Here is a 16,123-nt window from a genome sequence, read left to right as displayed (position 1 = left end):
CGCGCCGGTCGCTCGTGCATGTGGGGAGCCTCGCTCCCGACGCGCTCGCCACACCTCAAACCATGGACTATGAAAGGGCCAGACTCTCGAAATGAATGAGGGACCCGAGGGTCTCAGGTCATGCGTTCTATATCATGTTAGGGCTTCAGCTTCGATAAGATGCGTTTTGATCCCTGGGGCCCCGCCTTCGCCTTTGGCAAAACCGGGATGAAGGGGGTGGGGTGGTTGTCCGGGGGCGGAGGGTTTCGTGTTGGGGGGGAGAGCTCATCCTGAGCGGCGTCGAAGGATGGGCGTGAGCCGCAGCGCCGGGGACCCCGCTCTATCCTTCGACTTCGCTCTGGATGAGCTTCGGGAGCGGGGCTCTGCGGTCTAGTCGTCTTGAAGGCGCGAAGCGCGCCCGGCCTAGTGCCGCTCGGCCGTGCGCGGCAGGCGGCGGGTCCGCAGGGCGTGGGTGAGGTCGGATTCTTCCGTGGGCGGAGCGATCTCTTTCTGCGTGAGCGGCGAGAGGCGGGCGGCGCGGCGAAGTTCGGCGGTGTCTTCGCCCTTGATGGCTTCGGCGGCGCGCAGGGTGCGGTTGAACAGGCGCATGACGGGGTCTCCTCTGGCTGTCAGCTGGCACTGCGGAAAGAGTAGCGCAGACGTGCGCGCGGGGCGAGGCGCTGGGGCGCCGGGTTGCGGAGGTTTCATGCAGGGGCGCGTACGTGTTCATGGTTTGTTCGGATCTGGGGGTGGGTTGCGCCTGTTTCAAGCCCCTCATCCCCAACCCCTCTCCCGCTTGCGGGAGAGGGGCTTTTCAGGTTGCGCGTGCGTCGCTAAACCCGCGCCATGCTGAAGACGCGCATCATTCCCTGCCTGGACGTGAAGGACGGGCGCACCGTGAAGGGGGTCAACTTTGTTGACCTGAAGGATGCGGGCGACCCGGTGGCGCTGGCGCGGGCGTATGATGCTCAGGGGGCGGATGAACTCTGCTTTCTCGACATCACCGCCAGCCATGAAGGGCGCGGCACATTGCTGGAGACCGTGAGCCGGACGGCGGAGGCGTGCTTCATGCCGCTGACCGTGGGCGGGGGTGTGCGCTCGGTGGAGGACCTTGTCGCGCTGCTGCGCGCGGGGGCGGACAAGGTGGCGATCAATTCGGCAGCGGTGGCCGACCCGGTGCTGATCTCCGCCTGCGCGGCGAAGGCCGGGCGGCAATGCGTGGTGGTGGCGATTGATGCGCGCAAATCCGGGAGGGGGTGGGAAATCTTCACGCATGGCGGACGCAAGGCGACAGGCATCGATGCGGTCGCCTTCGCGCGCGAGGCGGCAAAGCGCGGCGCGGGCGAAATATTGCTGACCTCGATGGACCGGGACGGGACGAAAAGCGGATATGACATCGCGCTCTTGAAAGCGGTTTCCTCCGCCGTCACCATTCCGGTGATCGCGTCGGGCGGCGCAGGCAGCGTGCGCGACTTTGCACCGGCGGTTCTGGAAGGCGGGGCGAGCGCTGTGCTGGCGGCCTCGATCTTCCATTTCGGCGAGGCGACGCTGGCCGAGGCGCGCGCGGCGCTGGCCGAAGCGGGGGCCCCTGTGCGTTCCATATGAACTGTCATCCCGGGCAAGGCCGAAGGCCGTTTGACCCGGGAGCTAATCCGTAAACACCGGCTTGCGTTTCTGCATTTCGGCGGCGACGGCTTCCATCTGGTTCGGTGTACGGATGACTTTCACCTGCTCGCTGCTTTCGAGGGCGAGAAGCTCCGCATCCGTGCCATCCGCCATCGCATTGCACAGCGTCTTGGCGCCGCGCATGGCGGCGGGATTTTTCAGGGCGAGGATGCGGGCAAGGTTCAGCGCGTCTTCCAGCGGCGTTTCGCTGACATGCGTGGCAAAGCCGAGCGCGTGGGCCTCGGTGCCCTTGAACTCGCGGTTGGTATAGGTCAGCTCACGGATGACATCATCGCGCACATTGCCGCGCCAGAGCGGGAAGCCGGCCATGTCCGGCACGAGGCCCCATTTCATTTCCATGATGGCGCAGCGCGTGTCGGGATGGATGAAGCGGATATCGGCGCCGGAGAGGATCTGGAACCCGCCGCCGAAGGCGACGCCGTGCGCCGCCGCAATGACCGGAACGGGCAGCTCGCGCCAGCCCCAGGCAACGTATTGCGCAAGATTGGCAATGCCATGGCTGCGCCCGCCGAGATTGCCCGTGACGCTGCCTTCGCCCTGCTTCTTGCCATCCGAGGGGCCGGAGGAGAGCGAGGTGAGATCAAGCCCCGCGCAGAAGGCACGGCCTTCGCCCGAGAGCACCACGACGCGCAGGCCCTTCGTTTCACGCAGCATGCCGATCGCCTCGGCAATGCCGGCGAACATGGCGGGGTCGAGCGCGTTCATCTTGTCAGTGCGGATGAGGCGGACATCGGCAATGCCGTCATCCAGCATGGTGATCGAAACACGGTCTTTCATGGCAATCCTCCGGAAATCTTTGGCAGAAGCTGGCGCCCTTCCCCGGCGTCCGTCAAGCGGGAGCGGCCAGATCGGGATGACGGATGCGCGCCGGGACGCTAGGGAAAAGGGCTGAAGGAGCCTTCCGATGACTGATCTCGCCTCCCCTGCCCGGCTGTCTGCGGCGCTCGCCTACCTCGCCGAAACCATCGATGCGCGCGCGGCCGAGGGCGATGCGGGCAAGAGCTGGACGGCGAAGCTTTTGGCGAAGGGGCCGGATGCCTGCGCGGCGAAAGTGGCGGAGGAGGGCGGCGAGCTGGCCGAAGCGGTGCGCCGGGAGAGCGACGCGCGCGTGGCGAGCGAGGCGGCGGATGTGCTCTATCATGTGCTGGTGGCGCTCAGGTCGCGGGGCGTGAGCCTCGATGATGTGGCGGCGTCGCTGGAATCCCGGCAGGGGACCAGCGGCATTGATGAGAAAGCTGCGCGAAAGTCAGATTGATCCGTTCACGACGTATCGAGGTTTTCCCAGGCTTTGGGTCTGGCCTTGTGGTCGAGGTGGATGAGGAGGGCGTCGGCTTGCGCGCCGAGGCGGCGCAGGACGGACCAGGGGACGGCGAGGTCTCGCGGGGGGGCTTCGGTGTGCTTGCGCAGGTAGCGGGCGAGGCGGCGGGCATGGCGGGCGGGGTCGGCCATGACTTCGGTGAGCCGGCGGGCGGCGTCCCAGAGGAGGGCCCATTGCAGCTGTGGCGGGTCGCCGTCGGTTGGTCTTGAGGGGCCGGCGCGCGCGGGCGCGGGGCGCTCGATCAGTTTGAACGGGGTTTCGAAGGGGCGGCGGGGTTTGCCTGCAGTCTTGTCCTTGATCTGTGGCTTCACCTGGCGCGGCGGCGGCAGGACCGTTTCGGCGGCGAGGATGTGGATATAGCGGCGCACGAGGGCCGTGAGATGCGTGAGCCGGGCGCGGGCTTCGGCCGAGACCGCCGCGAAGGCATCCGGCGCGGTGGACATGATCAGCTCGCGCAGCACGGCGAGCAGCTGCGCAATGCTGCGCCAGAGGTTCGGATGAGGACGCGCTTCGGCCATGAGCGGGAGAGTAACCCCGCTGCGGACCCGGCCGGATTGGATTTCCAGAGAATTTCTCGCTTTGTCATCCCGGCGCAGGCCGGGACCCAGCGAGGGTGCTGTATTGCTTTGCTTTTCTGGGTCCCGGCGTCCGCCGGGATGACAAGGGGGGTGGGGGCCGGGATGGGGCGGCAGTGTTGCGTTGGGGGCACCGACTACATCAGATTTCTGGGGCCGGAAGGCCCTCACCTCCCATCGCTACGCGATGGGCCCCTCCTCTCCAGCAATGCGGGAGAGGTGTTGGGGCGCGCGGCCTACAAAGAGCTTGAAGATTCTGATCGCAAGATTCGCAATCTGGAATTACACTTCATCTACCGGAACGGAGACCTAGATGCGCATCGCCCTGCTCGGAATACTTTCGCTCGCGCTTCAGCTGATTGCCGCATCTGCCTTTGCGCAATCCTCGACGGCCTCTTTCCCGAAAGAAGTGGACCAGACCCAGGGACGCATCAAGTTCGAGGCACCCATGAAGGACCGCCAGATTGTCGACGGTGACACGATCTGGATGGGCATCCATGAAATCCGCCTCTACGGTATCGAAACGGTTGAGCCCAAGCAGGATTGCAGACGCGGCCGCGAGAATGTCGATTGCCATTCGCTGACCATCGAGGAACTCAAGAAGCACATTTCCGATCCGAGTTTCCGTTGCGACGGGTTTCGGGTGAAAGACGGAAAGCCGTGGAAAAGCTATGGGCGTTTCGTGGCGCTTTGCTACACCGATGCTGGCGAAGTGAACCTTGCGATGATTGAAAGTGGCTGGGCGCTTGCCGAAAAGAAGGACAAGGACAGCATCTAAAAGAAAGCCGAACTTACCGCCCAGAAGCGCAAGGCCGGGCTGCACGGCCTGACAAGTTTTCAGAAGCCGTGGGACGCCCGCAAAAGAGACAACAAGTGCGCCTGTGAATAGCGCAGGAGCGGGTCAGAGCCTGCCGCCCGACCTGCCTTACGACTTTTTCGGTTTCACGGCTTGAACCGTGGTGGTTTTGACGTCGCGGCCGAGGGCGACTTTCTTGCCGTAGCTGGGGGCGCCGGAGGCGGCCCCGGAGACGGCGCCGCGGACGGTGCGTTCCGTGAGCGGAGGGATGGACATGGCGGCGGGGTTGGGCGGGTGTTCGTCGAAAAGGGAGGCGAGCTGCTCCGTCATCGCGCCGCCGAGCTGTTCAGCGTCGACGATGGTGACGGCGCGCTTGTAATAGCGCGTGACATCATGGCCGATGCCGATGGCGATGAGTTCGACGGGCGAGCGGTTTTCGATCTCGTCGATTACCTGCCGGAGGTGGCGTTCGAGATAGTTGCCGATGTTCACGTTGAGCGTGGAATCGTCGACCGGCGCGCCGTCTGAAATCACCATCAGTATCTTGCGCTGTTCGGGGCGGGCCAGCATCCGGTCGTGCGCCCAGAGGAGGGCTTCGCCGTCGATATTTTCCTTGAGCAGGCCCTCGCGCATCATCAGGCCGAGATTGCGGCGCGCGCGGCGCCAGGGCATGTCGGCGGCCTTGTAGATGATGTGGCGGATATCGTTGAGACGGCCAGGCGATTGCGGCTTGCCGGCCTTGACCCAGTCTTCGCGGGAGAGCCCGCCTTTCCAGGCCTTGGTGGTGAAGCCGAGGATTTCGGTTTTTACGGCGCAGCGTTCCAGCGTGCGGGCGAGAATGTCCGCACACAGAGCAGCCACCATGATGGGGCGCCCGCGCATGGAGCCGGAATTGTCGAGCAGCAGCGTGACGATGGTGTCGCGGAACTTGGTGTCGTCTTCCTGCTTGAAGGAGAGCGGCGCGGTGGGGTCTGTGATGACGCGGGTGAGGCGCGCGGTGTCGAGCACGCCTTCTTCAAGGTCGAAGCTCCAGGACCGGTTCTGCTGCGCCATCAGGCGGCGCTGCAGCTTGTTGGCGAGCTTGGCGACGGCGCCCTGCAGGCCCTGCAGCTGGTGGTCGAGATAGGCGCGCAGGCGGGTGAGTTCCTCGCTGTCGCAGAGGTCCTGTGCGTTGGCGGTCTCGTCATGCGCGCGGGTGAAGATGTTGTAGACAAAGCGGTCGCGGTCATCGCCCGGCTGGAAATTGGGGCGCAGCGGTTTGGAGCCGTCATCTTCCTCGTCGGGTGTGTCGTCGGCGTCGAGGTCGGCGTCCTGATCGACGGAGACGTTGGCCTCCTCCCCTTCCATCTCGTCGGAATCGCTGGCGTCGAGCTGTTCGGCGGAGGCGCCCATCTGCTCCTCGGTGGGGGCATCTTCCTCGGAGGACTGGTTCTGGCTGTCATCCTGCTGGTCGGACTGTTCCTCGGTCTCGGCTTCGGCCTCGTCGCCGGGCGTGTCGGAAGCCGTCAGATCCCGGATGATCGAGCGGATGGTCTTGCCGAAGCGTTTCTGGTCGTGGAGCTGCTCGATCAGTGTTTCGAGGGCGTCGCCGGCTTTCGCCTCGACCTTCTCACGCCAGACATTGGCGACGCGGGCCGCGCTTTCAGGCAGCGGGCGGCCGGTGAGCTTTTCGCGCAGCAGGAATTCGAGCGCGGGGGCGAGGACGGCTTCGGGGTCTTCCGAACCCGCGCCGAAATTGGTGGAGCGGCAGCGGAAATCGAGCGCGGCGTCGAGATTGCCGGCGGTGCCCGCCATCGCATTGGCGCCGAGGCTTTCGATGCGGGCGGTTTCAGCGGCTTCGTAGACGCGGCGGGGAAGGTCGCCTTGCGGACGATTGGCCAGGTGGGCGGCGGCGTCGTGATGGGCGCGGCGCAGGGCGAGCGCGTCGGATTCGCCGCGGATGCGGGCAGCCAGCTCGGGCGCGATCTCGACGGGCGGCGGGCGCAGGACGATGCGTGCGCCATGATCGCCGACATCCGGGCCGAAACCGATCTCAAGCTCGCGCTCCGCGCTCATCGCCTTGGTGGTGGCGGCGAGGGCGGCCCTGAAGAGTTCCTGGGGGGTGGTGTCCTTGGCCATCCGCCGTGTACTGAGGGTCCTTCCGGGTCAGGCGACTTTCACCATCAGGGCGCTTTCGGGCAGCTCCTGACCGAAACAGCGCTGGTACATTTCGGCGACCAGGGGGCGCTCGAGCTCGTCGCACTTGTTGAGGAAAGTCATGCGGAACGCGTGGCCGATATCGCCAAAGATGGCGAAGTTTTCCGCCCAGGTGATGACGGTGCGCGGGCTCATCACGGTGGAGAGGTCTCCGGCCATGAAGGCGTTGCGCGTGAGATCGGCGAGGGTGACCATCTTGGCGAGTGTCGCCTCATCGGTGCCGGTGGCTTTCGACTTGACGATTTCGACTTCGGCGTCGTGGGCGAGATAGTTCAGTGTGGTGACGATCGACCAGCGGTCCATCTGGCCCTGGTTGAGCTGCTGGGTGCCGTGATAGAGGCCGGTCGTGTCGCCGAGGCCGACCGTGTTGGTGGTCGAGAACAGGCGGAAATACGGGTTCGGGCTGATCACGCGGTTCTGGTCGAGCAGGGTGAGCTTGCCCGAGCTTTCGAGCACGCGCTGGATGACGAACATCACGTCCGGGCGGCCGGCATCGTATTCGTCAAAGACGATGGCGACGGGGCGCTGCAGGGCCCAGGGCAGGATGCCTTCTCGGAATTCGGTGACCTGCTTGCCGTCCTTGAGGACGATGGCGTCCTTGCCGACCATGTCGATACGGCTGACATGGGAGTCGAGGTTGACGCGGATCATCGGCCAGTTGAGGCGGGCGGCGACCTGTTCGATATGGGTCGATTTGCCGGTGCCGTGATAGCCCTGCACCATGACGCGGCGGTTATGCTCGAAGCCGGCAAGGATGGCGAGCGTGGTCTGCGGATCGAAGCGGTAGGCGGGGTCGATCTCGGGGACGTATTCGGTACGCGTCTTGAAGCCGTGCACGACCATCGCGGTATCGAGACCGAACACCTTCTTCACATTGACCTTTTCCGTCGGCTTGAGGCCTTCGAGGGTGTCGGATGTGGTCATCGTGGTCATAGGGGGCAGGCTCGTTGCGGGAGGATGGAACAGTCAGATGGCGTTCTAGCACGGGATGGCCCCGCGCCTAGTGCGACGTAAGGGAAATGAAGCAGCGTGAAGCCCCTTCTCCCGGGGGAGAAGGGGTTGGGGATGAGGGGGCGCAACATCTGCCGGGATCATCCAGCCGAGAGGTCGGGCCCCCTCACCCCTGCCCCTCGTTCGGGAAATCGCATTGCGATTTCTGTTCCTCACGAGCCCAAGGGAGAGGGGTGCGTTGCGATTGGGGAGAGGGCGGAGAGTCAGGGCTTCACGAAGATGAGGATGGCCTGGTCGGTCTTGCCGCGGATTTCGGGGTCGAAGACGTTTTTCAGGCCGTCATCGGCCGGATTGCGCAGAAGTTCGGACTCGGTCTCAAGGACGAGGCCGGCAGCTTCGGACATCTGGCGGATGATGGCGGGATCGATGCGGTGGGTGTCGCCGCCGGTGGTGGGCGGGGCGCCGGCCGGGGCGACATGGTCGAGCGCGACGAAGCGGCCCCCGGGTTTCAGCACGCGGGCGATTTCGGCGAAGGCGCCGTCCGGGTCGCCAAAACCGTCCGGGTTGCGCTCGGTGCGATACCAGAGCTCGTGCGGGCCCTGGAACCAGGTGACGGTGTCGACCGAGGCGTCCGCCAGTTCAAGGGCGTCAAAGTTTGCCTTGAGATAGGTGACGTTGGTGAGGCGCCCGTCGAGGCGTTTCGAGACAGAATCGCCGAGGAAATTGTCGAAGCCGGCGGGGTTCTGCATGTAGACCGTGCCGGCGGAGCCGACGGCGCGGGAGAAGATTTCAGTATAGTAGCCGCTGCCGGCTTCCAGCTCGAGGATCACGTCGCCGGGCTGGGGCGAAAAGAGGGCGAGGACAGCGGCGGGCTTGCGCGAAGGGTCGGCGATGATGTCCGCATCCGGACGGCCGGGCGCATCGACGAAAATCGAATAGTCGATGGGCGCGGGCAACTCCGCGGCAGCGGGCTCGGGCGCGGCGAGCGTGGCGGCGCCCTGCCCCGGCGCGGCGCAGGCGGCAGTGATCACAAGGGCAATGAGGACAGCGCCCGCGAGCGCGGAATTTCTGAAGCGGTGCATGATGGTCTCCTCCCGCCGGGACAGGCCCGGCCTGTGCGTACAGTTTACTCTTTTCCGCCGTCCCTGTCGCCCTGCCAGACGCGCTCCAGCGTCTCCTCGCGGCGGCTGCCTTTCTTGTAGGCCTCATAATGGCCGGGCTGTTTCTGGTAATAATCCTGATGATAATCCTCCGCCGGATAGAATTCCGTCGCGGGGAGGATTTTCGTGACGATCTTCTGGCCGAGCTTTTCCTCGCGGGCTTTCAGGGAGGCGAGCGCGGCGGCGCGCTGGGTCTCGTCCTTCACGAAGATGGCGGTGCGGTACTGGCTGCCCCGGTCGTAGAACTGGCCGCCTTCGTCGGTGGGGTCGATGTTCGACCAGTAAACGCGCAGCAGCCTTTCATAGGTGACCTGCGAGGGATCGTAGATCACTTCGACGGCTTCGGCATGGTCGCCCATCTTGCGATAGGTGGGGCTGGGCGTGGTGCCGCCGGTATAGCCCGAGATGACCGAGCGCACGCCGGGAAGTTCCTGAAGCTCGGCTTCGGTGCACCAGAAACAGCCGCCGGCGAAGATGGCGGTTTCCTCATGCGCTTCGGGCGCAGGGCGCGGGACGAGACCGGCGGATGCGGGCGCCGGGGCGGCGGCATTGCTGCACGCGGCAAGGAAGAACGCGGCGATGAGGGCGAAGCGCATGGCGAACCTTCGGTCTGTGTGCTCCGTATAAGGGGCTTCGCGCGCTGCGCGGCCAGACACAAGCGCGTGAGGCGCGCCCTATTCCTTCTCCGCCTGCCAGACGATTTCGCCGCCGATGACGGTCATCACTGCACGGGCTTTGAGTATCTCGCCTTCGGGGACGGTCATCAGGTCGCGGTCGAAGACGGTGAAGTCGGCGATCTTGCCGGGCTCGATGGTGCCGAGGTCTGCTTCCTGGAAGGCGGCATAGGCGGGCCAGTAGGTGAAGAGCATCAGCGCCTGCTGGCGCGAAAGCGCCTCCTCCGGGTGCCAGCCTTCGGCGGAGAAGCCGGAGAGGTCCTTGCGGGCGACAGCGGCATAGAACTCGATCAGCGGCGAGCCGACTTCGACCGGCGCGTCGGAGCCGCCGGCGATGATGGAGCCGGCCCGGATGAGGCTTGCCCAGGCATAGGCGCCGCGCAGCCGGTCCATGCCGAGGCGGGCGGGCGCGAAGAACAGGTCGCCGATGGCATGGCTCGGCTGCATCGAAGGGATGAGGCCGCTTTTCGCGACGCGGTCGATATCTTCCGGGGCGAGGACTTGCGTGTGTTCGATGCGCCAGCGTTCGGCGGGGCCGTAGCCGCCGGTTTCGTAGGCTTCGAGCATGCGGCGGTTGGCAAGGTCGCCGATGGCGTGGATGGCGAGCTGGACGTTGGCAGCCTTGGCGCGGGCCATCAGGTCGGCGAGGCGGTCATCATCCATGAGCGAGAGGCCGGTGGATTCCGGACGGTCCGCATACGGAGCAAGCAGCTGCGCGCCCCGGCTGCCGAGGGCGCCGTCCATGTAGAGTTTCACGGCGCGGTTGGTGATCGTGTCCGTCTCGTGGAGGCGCTTCGAGGCGAGGTCCATGCCGGCTTCATCGAAGGCGTTGTAGAGCCGGAGCGGCAGATGGTTTTCGCGGTCGAGGCGTTCGAGCAGCGGGGCGTGGGCGGGATCGACGCTCATATTGTGAGCGCCGGTCCAGCCGCGGGCGGCGTAGGTTTCGGCGCCGGTTTGGTAGGCTTTCAGAAGGTCGGCTTCGGACGGTTCGGCGACGAGTTTCATCACCGGGGTCATCGCATTGTCGATGACGATGCCGGTGGCCTTGCCGTCGGCGCCGCGTTCGACATGGCCGCCGGCGGGGTCTGGCGTTGCGTCATGGATGCCGGCCGCCTTGAGGGCGAGCGTGTTGGCAACGAGCGCGTGGCCATCGGCGCGCACATAGATGACCGGGTTTTCGGGGCTGACCATGTCGAGATCGGCGGCGGAGGGCATGCGCCCGTCCGGCCAGCCGGTTTCGATCCAGCCACGGCCGAAGAGGATTTCGCCGGGGGCTTTCTCCGTCAGCTCGATCTCGGTGCGGGTGACCAGCTCGTCGATGGAGGCGGTGCCTTCAAGATTGAGGGTCAGCTCGCGCTGGCCGATGCCGAGCAGGTGGGCATGGGCGTCGGTGAAGCCGGGGAACATGACGGCGCCGCCGAGATCGATGATGTTCAGCTCGCCCTCATCATCACCCCAGTCGGCGGACATCGGGGGGATGGTGGCGATGATGCGGCCATCGGCGCCGACGACGACGCCTTCGACCGTCGCGGGGTCTTCGAGGCCGGTATAGATGAGGCCGTTGGTGAAGACGGTGATCTTGCCGGCATCTGCTGGCGTGGCCGGGGCCGGGCCGGAACAGGCGGCAAGCATGGCAGCGGCGGCGAGCAGGATGAGACGCATCAGGAGGCTCCGGAGGATGTTGGCCTCATCTGTCACGCTTTTGAGGGCGCGTGAAGCGGGGTAGCCCGCCCAAACAAAAACGCCGGACCTTGCGGGCCGGCGTCTGGATGGGGTTCCCGAGGGGGAGAGGGATCAGGCGGCGGCCTTCTTGGCGATGTCGCGCTTGATCTTCTGGGCCTTGGCCGAGAGGGTGTCGTCCTTGGCCTTGGCCAGGAAAGCGTCGAGACCGCCGAGCTTGTCGACCGTGCGCAGGGCTTTTGCCGCGATGCGCATGCGGAAATCCTGGTTCAGGGCTTCCGAACGCAGCGTGACCTGAACCAGGTTCGGCAGGTAGCGGCGCTTGGTCTTGATCTGGGAGTGGCTGACGATATGGCCAACCATCGGCTTGGTGCCAGTGAGTTCACATTCGCGGGACATGGCCTCGCTCCGGGGTAATTAGGGCTGAATCTGATCTGAAGGCGCGCTCCTACAGGCACGGGATGCCTCCTGTCAACCACGGCGAATCAGGTTCAGGCTGCGTTAAACAGGCTGACTGTCACGGGATGTCATCTTATGTCAGTGGGCGGGGCGGGCCAAATGCGGCATGCTTGCGGCAAGCCTGTTCAGGCCGTGTTGGGAAGGGGCATCGTAAAACGCCGGCATGCCTGCCCGCTGGAACTGAAAAGGACGGAACTGACCGATGAAGCGCGCCCTCCTCTTTGCTGCCGCCTCCCTTGCCGTTCTGGGGGCTTCGACCGCTCAGACCGGACCGCAGGGCGCCTCGACCGCCGTGCTGGCGAACGTGACGGCCGGGACCCCGACCCGCATGGTTTACGAGCTGGACGCCCGCGCGATGGTGTTCATCATTCCGGCGACCGGCCGGGCGAGCTTTACCGTCGACATGAAGCCCGACACCTATGCGATCAGGTCGCGGGTGCGCACGACGGGGCTCGCCGATGTCTTTGTCAATTATGACATGACGCTGAATGCCGAGGGCAAGACCAGCGCCAAGGGCCTGAAGACGACGCAGTACATCTCGCAGAACAAGGACGGGAAGAAGAACCGCCGGGTCGAGCTGACGATGACGGACACCGGCTTCTCGATGACGGCAAAACCGAAATTCGGAAACCTGGGCGACCCGGCCGCGACCGCTGAACAGGCGATCCTGGCCAATGACCCGCTGACCGCGCTGATCACCTTCGCGCTGGAGCCGCGGGCGGCGGGCGCCGACCCTTGCGGCGGGCCGATCAAGGTGTTCGACGGCCGCCAGCTGACCTATCTGCACCTGAAGCGCGGCAAGGCCGGCATGGTGCGCCAGAAGACGCCCGGCTGGACCGGCGACACGATCGAATGCCATGTGACGATGGACAAGATTGCCGGATACAAGAAAGGCGAGTCGAACAATGACACGCTGACCGGCATTTCCGGACCGCTGCGGATGTATCTCGCCCCGCTGGAAAACGGCAGCCATGTGCCGGTGAAGATCGTCGCGGACACCGACAAGGTCGGCAAGGTGACGCTGCAGGCGCGCACGCTGCGCTTCGAGCCGATCCCGGTGGCGACGGCGCAGACGAGCGGCGGCGGGCGCTAGTCTTTAGGCAGCGCGCGCAGCGCCGTGATCAAGCCGGACATATCGTCCGGGAGCGGAGCTTCGAATCGGAGCGTCTGGCCGGTGACCGGGTGGACGAAGCCAAGGACGGCCGCGTGCAGGGCCTGTCGAGGGAAGCTGCGTACGGCGTCGAGTGCAGCGGTGTGGGCCGGTCCCGAGCCGAGAGCGGCCAGGCTGGACTGGCGGCCATAGACGGGATCGCCGACAATCGGGTTGCCGATATGCGTCATGTGCACCCGGATCTGGTGTGTGCGGCCGGTCTCGAGGCGGCATTCGACGAGCGCCGCAGCGGGCAGATGGCTCTGCTTGTCGCGTACGCCGAAGGTTTCGGCGGTCCTGTAATGCGTGACCGCGCGGCGGGCGGCCGGGCTTTCAGGGTTCCGGTGCACGGACATTTTCTTGCGGTCGCCGATCGAGCGGGCGATGGCGCCGTCGATGGTGCCGCTGAGCGGGCGCGGGGCACCGCGCGTGACGGCGAGGTACATGCGCTCGATATCATGGCGCTCGAACAGCGCGGCGAGGCCGGTATGAGCGGCTTCGGTTTTCGCGGCAACGAGGATGCCGCTGGTGAGCTTGTCGATACGGTGGACGATGCCGGGGCGTTCGACCCCGCCGATGCCGGAGAGCGTGCCCTTGCAATGGGCGAGCAGCGCATTGACGAGCGTGCCGGTCTCACTGCCGGGGGCCGGGTGGACGGCCATGCCGGCAGGCTTGTTGAGGACGATCAGATGGTCGTCCTCGAACAGGATATCGAGCGGGATTGCCTCGGCTTGCGGCTCGGCGGGGACCGGCGGCGGCAAGTCGATGACGTAGAGGCTGCCAGACCTGACCGGGGCGCGGGCATTGGTTTCGGCCTTGCCATCAACGGAAACGGCGCCTTCCTCGATCAGGGCTTTGGCACGGGAGCGCGAGAGGCCTTCAGCGCGGGCGCCGAGGAAAGCATCGAGACGCTGGCCAGCGTCTTCGGGGGTTGCGGTGATTTCAATCCGGTCCATGGAGGGGGCTTATAGACGAGGCAGGCGGCGTGCGTCATGCTGGCTTCACACAGCCCGGCCATAAGACCGGAAGGATTAGGGGAGAACCTCACATGACCAGACTGACACGCCGCGGATTGCTGGGCGGCGCCGCCCTTGGCACGCTGACGCTGGCCGCCTGCAAGACGGCGCCTTCGGCCGCGCCCGCCTATGAGGGCGCGCTGGCCTTCAATCATGGTGTGGCCTCCGGCGATCCCCTGCCCGGCGGGGTGATCCTGTGGACACGGGTGACGCCGGTTTCGGGCAGCGGGCCGGTGAGTGTGGTGTGGGAAGTGTTCGAGGCAGGCACGCTGGCGGCGAGCGGCGAAGCGGTGACCTCCGAAGCGCGCGACTTCACGGTGAAGGTGGATGTGGCCGGGCTGAAGCCTTCGACGGACTATTCATATCGGTTCCGGGCGGCGGCATCGGGCGGCGAAGTGATTTCGCCCGAAGGACGCGCGCGCACGACGGCAGCGTCCGGCGATGCGCCTGTGAAGCTGGCGGTTGTGTCCTGTTCCAACTGGCAGTTCGGCCTGTTCAATGCCTACAAGGCGCTGGCCGCCGAGCCTGGCCTGGATGCCATCGTACACCTGGGCGACTATCTCTATGAATATGGCACGGACGGGTATGGCGGCGAAGTGGCCGAGATGCTGGGCCGCCCGCATGATCCACCGACGGAGATTATCTCGCTGTCGGATTATCGGCGGCGCCATGCGCAGTACAAGAGCGATCCTGACCTGCAGGCGGCGCATGCCGCGGCGCCGTGGATCTGCACCTGGGACGACCATGAGAGCGCCAACGACGCCTACCGGACCGGCGCGCAGAACCACAATCCGGAAGAGGGCGAAGGCGACTGGAGCGAGCGCAAGCAGCGCGCGCTGCAGGCCTATTTTGAGTGGATGCCCGTGCGCGAACCGGTTTCGGGCGGTGTGACTTCGAAAGTCTGGCGCAGCTTCCGTTTCGGCGATGTGGCGACGATCCATGCGCTCGACTCGCGCCTGACCGGGCGGTCGGATTCGCTGGACTGGGGCACGGCGCTGGCCGGTGCCGAGGGCCAGCAGGAAATCGGGCTGCGCGTGATGCAGACGATGCAGGCTGCTTCGCATCCGGACCGCACTATGCTTGGCGCCGAGCAGGAGGCCTGGCTGGCTTCCGAACTGGCGGCGTCTGTGAAATCCGGCGCAAGCTGGCAGGTGCTGGCGAACCAGGTGGTGATGGCGCGGACGAAGTTGCCGGATTTCTCCAAGCTGCTGACACCTGAACAGGTGGCGGCGCAGGACATGCCGGAAGTGGTGGCCTTTATTCCGTTCACGGCGCTTGGCCTGCCGTGGAACCTGGATGCCTGGGACGGGTTCGTGGCGGCGCGCGAGCGCCTGTATGCCAGTGTCGAAGCGGCAGGTGCGCGGATGGTGGTACTGGCAGGTGATACGCACACGGCCTATGCCAACGAGCTGTTCGATCTGGGCGGCGCGCGGCGCGGAGTGGAGTTTGCCTGCACCTCGATCAGTTCGCCGGGCATGGGCGCGTATGTGAAGGCAGTGCCGGATCTCGGGCAGATGATTACCGACGCGAATGACGAGATCGTCTGGCACGATCCGTTCGGGCATGGCTACACGCTGGTGACGCTGACAACGGATGAGGCGCGCGGCACCTACCGCAAGGTGTCGACAGTGTATGCGCCGGACTTCACGACCGAGACGGTTGCCGCCTATGCCTGCCGGATCGAGAACGGCGCGGTTACGGGCCTTGCGCCCGCCTAGTCGACGAGACCGGCGAGCGTGGAGCGCCCGCCATCAAGGACAAGCGACTGGCCGGTCATGAAGGCGGCCTGCGGCGAGGCGACGTAGCGCACGGCTTCGGCGACTTCATCGGCCAGAGTGGCGCGGCCGAGCGGTACGCGCCGCGTGGTCCATGTCTCGGCACGTTCCTCGCGCGGGCGGATGGCGATGACGGCGTTGACGCGGATGGCATGTTCGGCAAGGCCGAGCGCGCCGGAGCGCATGACGCCGAGGATAGCGCTCTGGGCGACACCTTCGGTGAACCAGTTGGGCATCGAGGCGAGCGCGGCATAGCCGAGAACAAAGGTGATTGTGCCTTTCTGCGGCGTGCGCTCGACACCGGCCTGCGGCAGGTCTTCCTGCTCGAGCAGGCGGTCGGCAATCACGCGCAGGGCGAGGGCCGAGCCGCTGACAGAACGGGCGATGGCCTTCTCGAACTTCTCCTGGGTGAAGTCGAGGATGTGATCGTTTTCCTCGATCTCGGGAACGATGACGGCATTGTCGATGCGGCCGAAGGCTTCGATGGCGGCGGCAATCGCGTTGCGCAGGCCGAGGCGGGAGTGAAGCTCGCCATGATAGCTGGCGACATCCTCCGTCTCCAGAGCATCGGTGGCGGCTTCGAGCCTGTCTGCTGACGCATCGGCCACGAGCACACGGTGGCCATCTTCCGCAAAGGTGCGGGCAATGGCCCCGCCGATTTCGCGGCCAAGCCCGAGAATGAGGGTAACGGGCTCAGCCATGTCTGCG

At 65.7% G+C, this 16,123-nt stretch carries 16 protein-coding genes; 5 read left to right on the top strand and 11 right to left on the bottom strand.

The genetic code is table 11. The features are described 5' to 3' along the window. Positions 1 to 402: 402 nt before the first annotated feature. A complete protein-coding gene (locus ACK4TE_RS12885; RefSeq protein ID WP_409911933.1) occupies positions 403 to 588 on the bottom strand; it encodes a hypothetical protein in 186 nt (61 codons plus the stop codon). Positions 589 to 825: 237 nt separating this feature from the next. On the opposite strand from ACK4TE_RS12885, the gene hisF reads away from it, so the two are divergent. Next, positions 826 to 1,584, top strand: a complete 759-nt coding sequence (gene hisF / locus ACK4TE_RS12880) for an imidazole glycerol phosphate synthase subunit HisF (RefSeq protein WP_409911932.1) — start codon at positions 826 to 828, stop codon at positions 1,582 to 1,584. Positions 1,585 to 1,626: 42 nt separating this feature from the next. Here hisF and ACK4TE_RS12875 read toward each other — a convergent pair whose 3' ends face one another. Next, positions 1,627 to 2,442 carry a crotonase/enoyl-CoA hydratase family protein gene (locus ACK4TE_RS12875; RefSeq protein WP_409911931.1) on the bottom strand — a complete coding sequence of 272 codons (816 nt, stop codon included), beginning with the start codon at positions 2,440 to 2,442 and terminating at the stop codon, positions 1,627 to 1,629. Between the two features lie 127 nt (positions 2,443 to 2,569). Here ACK4TE_RS12875 and hisE point away from each other — a divergent pair, with 127 nt between their 5' ends. Then, on the top strand, positions 2,570 to 2,920 hold the full coding sequence (gene hisE, locus ACK4TE_RS12870) for a phosphoribosyl-ATP diphosphatase (RefSeq protein WP_409911930.1): 351 nt from the start codon (positions 2,570 to 2,572) through the stop codon (positions 2,918 to 2,920). A 5-nt stretch (positions 2,921 to 2,925) separates the two neighbouring features. Here the strand turns inward: hisE and ACK4TE_RS12865 are convergent, their stop codons facing one another. After that, positions 2,926 to 3,501: a hypothetical protein gene (locus ACK4TE_RS12865; protein WP_409911929.1), complete on the bottom strand. Its 576-nt coding sequence runs from the start codon at positions 3,499 to 3,501 to the stop codon at positions 2,926 to 2,928. A 370-nt stretch (positions 3,502 to 3,871) separates the two neighbouring features. Here ACK4TE_RS12865 and ACK4TE_RS12860 point away from each other — a divergent pair, with 370 nt between their 5' ends. Next, complete coding sequence (locus ACK4TE_RS12860; RefSeq protein ID WP_409911928.1) at positions 3,872 to 4,336, top strand: thermonuclease family protein; 465 nt, start codon at positions 3,872 to 3,874, stop codon at positions 4,334 to 4,336. Between the two features lie 147 nt (positions 4,337 to 4,483). Here the strand turns inward: ACK4TE_RS12860 and cobT are convergent, their stop codons facing one another. From cobT to rpmB, 6 genes are all read right to left on the bottom strand, one after another. Continuing rightward, positions 4,484 to 6,472 (bottom strand): cobaltochelatase subunit CobT, encoded by a 1,989-nt coding sequence (gene cobT, locus ACK4TE_RS12855; RefSeq protein WP_409911927.1) that lies wholly within the window; start codon positions 6,470 to 6,472, stop codon positions 4,484 to 4,486. A gap of 27 nt (positions 6,473 to 6,499) precedes the next feature. Continuing rightward, positions 6,500 to 7,483, bottom strand: a complete 984-nt coding sequence (cobS, locus tag ACK4TE_RS12850; protein ID WP_409911926.1) for a cobaltochelatase subunit CobS — start codon at positions 7,481 to 7,483, stop codon at positions 6,500 to 6,502. A gap of 281 nt (positions 7,484 to 7,764) precedes the next feature. Next, positions 7,765 to 8,583, bottom strand: a complete 819-nt coding sequence (locus ACK4TE_RS12845) for a methyltransferase domain-containing protein (protein WP_409911925.1) — start codon at positions 8,581 to 8,583, stop codon at positions 7,765 to 7,767. Positions 8,584 to 8,627: 44 nt separating this feature from the next. Beyond that, positions 8,628 to 9,257: a peptide-methionine (S)-S-oxide reductase MsrA gene (msrA, locus tag ACK4TE_RS12840; protein WP_409911924.1), complete on the bottom strand. Its 630-nt coding sequence runs from the start codon at positions 9,255 to 9,257 to the stop codon at positions 8,628 to 8,630. Between the two features lie 78 nt (positions 9,258 to 9,335). Then, entirely contained in the window at positions 9,336 to 10,997 is a 1,662-nt protein-coding gene (locus ACK4TE_RS12835) for an amidohydrolase (RefSeq protein WP_409911923.1), read from the bottom strand. Positions 10,998 to 11,129: 132 nt separating this feature from the next. Next, positions 11,130 to 11,414 carry a 50S ribosomal protein L28 gene (gene rpmB, locus ACK4TE_RS12830; RefSeq protein WP_409911922.1) on the bottom strand — a complete coding sequence of 95 codons (285 nt, stop codon included), beginning with the start codon at positions 11,412 to 11,414 and terminating at the stop codon, positions 11,130 to 11,132. 262 nt (positions 11,415 to 11,676) lie between these two features. Here rpmB and ACK4TE_RS12825 point away from each other — a divergent pair, with 262 nt between their 5' ends. After that, positions 11,677 to 12,567 carry a DUF3108 domain-containing protein gene (locus tag ACK4TE_RS12825; protein ID WP_409911921.1) on the top strand — a complete coding sequence of 297 codons (891 nt, stop codon included), beginning with the start codon at positions 11,677 to 11,679 and terminating at the stop codon, positions 12,565 to 12,567. Here the strand turns inward: ACK4TE_RS12825 and ACK4TE_RS12820 are convergent. Beyond that, complete coding sequence (locus ACK4TE_RS12820; protein WP_409911920.1) at positions 12,564 to 13,580, bottom strand: RluA family pseudouridine synthase; 1,017 nt, start codon at positions 13,578 to 13,580, stop codon at positions 12,564 to 12,566. The genes ACK4TE_RS12825 and ACK4TE_RS12820 overlap by 4 nt on opposite strands. Before the next feature lie 92 nt (positions 13,581 to 13,672). Between ACK4TE_RS12820 and ACK4TE_RS12815 the strand changes: the two genes are divergently transcribed. Next, positions 13,673 to 15,358, top strand: coding sequence for an alkaline phosphatase D family protein (locus ACK4TE_RS12815; RefSeq protein WP_409911919.1), 1,686 nt, complete (start codon positions 13,673 to 13,675; stop codon positions 15,356 to 15,358). Here ACK4TE_RS12815 and ACK4TE_RS12810 read toward each other — a convergent pair. Beyond that, positions 15,355 to 16,116 carry an SDR family NAD(P)-dependent oxidoreductase gene (locus ACK4TE_RS12810; protein ID WP_409911918.1) on the bottom strand — a complete coding sequence of 254 codons (762 nt, stop codon included), beginning with the start codon at positions 16,114 to 16,116 and terminating at the stop codon, positions 15,355 to 15,357. The genes ACK4TE_RS12815 and ACK4TE_RS12810 overlap by 4 nt on opposite strands. Between the last annotated feature and the right edge of the window lie 7 nt (positions 16,117 to 16,123).

It is taken from the genome of Hyphomonas sp. (assembly GCF_046313975.1).
Lineage (GTDB): Bacteria > Pseudomonadota > Alphaproteobacteria > Caulobacterales > Hyphomonadaceae > Hyphomonas.
Note: the sequence above shows the minus strand (reverse complement) of the source record. Positions and strands in the feature narration are given on the sequence as shown.

Coding starts and splice junctions, on each gene's coding strand:
- hisF (WP_409911932.1), top strand. CDS start 826: ATGCTGAAGACGCGCATCATTCCCTGCCTGGACGTGAAGGACGGGCGC.
- ACK4TE_RS12815 (WP_409911919.1), top strand. CDS start 13,673: ATGACCAGACTGACACGCCGCGGATTGCTGGGCGGCGCCGCCCTTGGC.
- ACK4TE_RS12820 (WP_409911920.1), bottom strand. CDS start 13,580: ATGGACCGGATTGAAATCACCGCAACCCCCGAAGACGCTGGCCAGCGT.
- ACK4TE_RS12885 (WP_409911933.1), bottom strand. CDS start 588: ATGCGCCTGTTCAACCGCACCCTGCGCGCCGCCGAAGCCATCAAGGGC.
- ACK4TE_RS12865 (WP_409911929.1), bottom strand. CDS start 3,501: ATGGCCGAAGCGCGTCCTCATCCGAACCTCTGGCGCAGCATTGCGCAG.
- ACK4TE_RS12810 (WP_409911918.1), bottom strand. CDS start 16,116: ATGGCTGAGCCCGTTACCCTCATTCTCGGGCTTGGCCGCGAAATCGGC.
- ACK4TE_RS12825 (WP_409911921.1), top strand. CDS start 11,677: ATGAAGCGCGCCCTCCTCTTTGCTGCCGCCTCCCTTGCCGTTCTGGGG.
- cobT (WP_409911927.1), bottom strand. CDS start 6,472: ATGGCCAAGGACACCACCCCCCAGGAACTCTTCAGGGCCGCCCTCGCC.
- cobS (WP_409911926.1), bottom strand. CDS start 7,483: ATGACCACGATGACCACATCCGACACCCTCGAAGGCCTCAAGCCGACG.
- msrA (WP_409911924.1), bottom strand. CDS start 9,257: ATGCGCTTCGCCCTCATCGCCGCGTTCTTCCTTGCCGCGTGCAGCAAT.
- ACK4TE_RS12835 (WP_409911923.1), bottom strand. CDS start 10,997: ATGCGTCTCATCCTGCTCGCCGCCGCTGCCATGCTTGCCGCCTGTTCC.
- ACK4TE_RS12845 (WP_409911925.1), bottom strand. CDS start 8,583: ATGCACCGCTTCAGAAATTCCGCGCTCGCGGGCGCTGTCCTCATTGCC.
- rpmB (WP_409911922.1), bottom strand. CDS start 11,414: ATGTCCCGCGAATGTGAACTCACTGGCACCAAGCCGATGGTTGGCCAT.
- ACK4TE_RS12860 (WP_409911928.1), top strand. CDS start 3,872: ATGCGCATCGCCCTGCTCGGAATACTTTCGCTCGCGCTTCAGCTGATT.
- ACK4TE_RS12875 (WP_409911931.1), bottom strand. CDS start 2,442: ATGAAAGACCGTGTTTCGATCACCATGCTGGATGACGGCATTGCCGAT.
- hisE (WP_409911930.1), top strand. CDS start 2,570: ATGACTGATCTCGCCTCCCCTGCCCGGCTGTCTGCGGCGCTCGCCTAC.